This is a genomic window from Nocardia sp. alder85J (assembly GCF_020176955.2).
Lineage (GTDB): Bacteria > Actinomycetota > Actinomycetes > Mycobacteriales > Mycobacteriaceae > Nocardia.
The window spans coordinates 1-2,371 of sequence record NZ_JAIUCZ020000029.1 but is presented as its reverse complement, the minus strand read 5'-3'; the positions used below and the strand labels follow the sequence as shown (position 1 = coordinate 2,371).

Sequence of the window (2,371 nt, the reverse complement as noted above, 5' to 3'; positions counted from 1 at the left end):
TTAGTACTCCAGCACGACTTCGTGATCGACGGCGGAAGGCTTGGTCGTTCGGTTGGCGGCCGGACGGTTCTGGCGTGATCATGTCGTGTTTGTGGGTGGCGCAACGGGTTTGGTGGTGTCGGCTGGTGTTGATGGGGGCCGGTGGCGGCGGGAGTTCGAGGATCTGACCGCGAGTATCGGGTCGCGGTTCGCGCGGGTGGAGACTCGCCGCACGGCGGTGAAGATGCTGGTCGGGATGGTGTCGGAGCTGCCGAGCAAGAACTGCTGGACGTTGGCGGAGCAGGCGGGGGATATCGGCCCGGGGCGGATGCAGCATCTGCTGTCGGCGGCTGTAGTGGATGAGGATGGTCTACGAGATGACCTGCGCAACTATGTGATCGAGCATCTGGGCGACGCCGATGCGACGCTCGTGGTGGACGAAACGGGCGATCTCAAGAAGGGTGTGCACACCGTCGGGGTGCAACGCCAGTACACCGGCACGGCCGGCCGGATCGAAAACAGCCAAGTTGCTGTCTATCTCACCTACGCCACTCGTGCCGGGCACGCGTTCATCGACCGTGCCCTGTATCTGCCGAAGTCGTGGACGAGCGACCCGGACCGCTGCACGCAGGCCGGGGTGCCGGCCGACGTGCGGTTCGCCACCAAGCCCGCCCTGGCGAAACAGCTGATCATAGACGCTCTCGATGCCGGTATCCGCGCACCGTGGGTGACCGGCGATGAGGTCTATGGCGGTGATCCGAAACTGCGTGGTGAGCTCGAATTCCGCAGCACTGGTTACGTTTTCGCTGTCGCCTGTGACCATCACGTCACAACCGCGACCAGCCGTGTCCGCGCTGACGTCCTCGCTCGCACACTGCCGCCGCGGGCCTGGCAGTCGCTGTCGGCCGGTGACGGCGCCAAAGGGCCCCGCGTCTACGACTGGGCCTGGATCGAGATCGGAACCGATGATGACAACGCCGTTCCCGGGTGCCGGTGGCTGATGATCCGCCGCAACCAACGCACCGGGGAACTGGCCTATTACCGCTGCTGGAACCCGCGACCGGTCACCTTGGCCCGATTGGTGAAAGTGGCCGGACGCCGGTGGTCGACGGAGGAGAATTTCCAGACCGCCAAGACGCTGACCGGGCTCGACCAGCACCAAGTGCGGGGGTGGCGGTCCTGGCACCGCTGGACGCTGCTGGCCATGCTCGCCCACGCCTTCCTCACCGTCCTCGCCGTTACCGAGCATGCCCTCGGCCCCGTGCCGTCGGATCGGATCCCGTTCACCCGCAACGAGATCCGTCATTTGTTCGCGGTGCTGGTGATGACGCCCGCTCGCGTGATGATCGACCGGCTGCACTGGTCGAACTGGCGGCGCCGGCATCAGCATCAGGCCCGGCTCTACCACTACCGCCGCCGCGGCGCGGCAACTACAGTGCCCGGGTGACCACTCGACCGGCGACGCTAGCTGCTGAACTGGAAGCCGATCTCGACCGCTACCCCGACCAGCGCGGTGAAATCCTGCTCGAAGCCGCCGTGCAATGGTGGCACGCCGCAGACCACGACCGCGCCATCGAACTGCTGCGCCAGGGGATCGATCTGGGTGGTGAGGACGCCGGCAATGCCCGGGTCACGCTGGCGGAAATCCTGTTCGACCTCGACCGTGATGCCGACGCGAACGCCCAGTTGGACGCGCTGCGACAAGACCGGATCAACTCCGCTGCCCCCTATCACATGGCCGCCGAACTGCTGGAAGAACGCGGTGACCTGCAGCAGGCGCTGACATGGTTCAACATAGCCACCTCGCGGCTGTCAGACGACGAGATGGCCGAACGCGACACCGAACTGGGCTTTCTCAGCTACGCCAGCCACGTCCTCGCCGGCCGCCGCCGCGTCCGCCGAGCACTGGAACTCCCCCCCGACGACCTCGACGACTCGGTCGCCTCCCTGGCCGACCGCGCCGACGAATTCACCCGCACGGCAATCCCACCCAAGCCACCGCGTGAAATGCGGGTGCTGTTCTGGCCCCGCCCGGAAATTCCCAGCGCGCACCAAACCTGGCCGCAGCTGGTCGAAACCGTTGACGCCGACGCCACCATCGCCGAACGGGAGAAAGCCAACCGCGATCTCGCCGAGTCCGGCGTCCCCCGTATCACCATGGTTCCCCTCACCGTCGCCAAACTCCTCGACTACACCACCCGCACCGGCAGCGACCCCACTGACTCCGACACCCGTCTGGCCTGCATCAACGAGATCATCGCCGAAGGCCATGCCATCGGCTGGCCACCACCACGAAACACGCCATGCTGGTGCGGATCCACCACCAAATACAAGAAATGCTGCGGCCGCCCCACCACATGACCTCATCAACCATTGTCGATCACGAAGTCGC

The 2,371-nt window shown here is 65.8% G+C and carries 2 protein-coding genes; both read left to right on the top strand.

From position 1 onward, the window contains the following. Positions 1-115 precede the first annotated feature (115 nt). Positions 116-1,426 (top strand): IS701 family transposase, encoded by a 1,311-nt coding sequence (locus tag LBW94_RS44105; protein WP_225062771.1) that lies wholly within the window; start codon positions 116-118, stop codon positions 1,424-1,426. Then, entirely contained in the window at positions 1,423-2,340 is a 918-nt protein-coding gene (locus LBW94_RS44100; protein WP_225062772.1) for an SEC-C metal-binding domain-containing protein, read from the top strand. Before LBW94_RS44105 ends, LBW94_RS44100 begins: the two co-directional genes overlap by 4 nt. Positions 2,341-2,371: the final 31 nt, after the last annotated feature.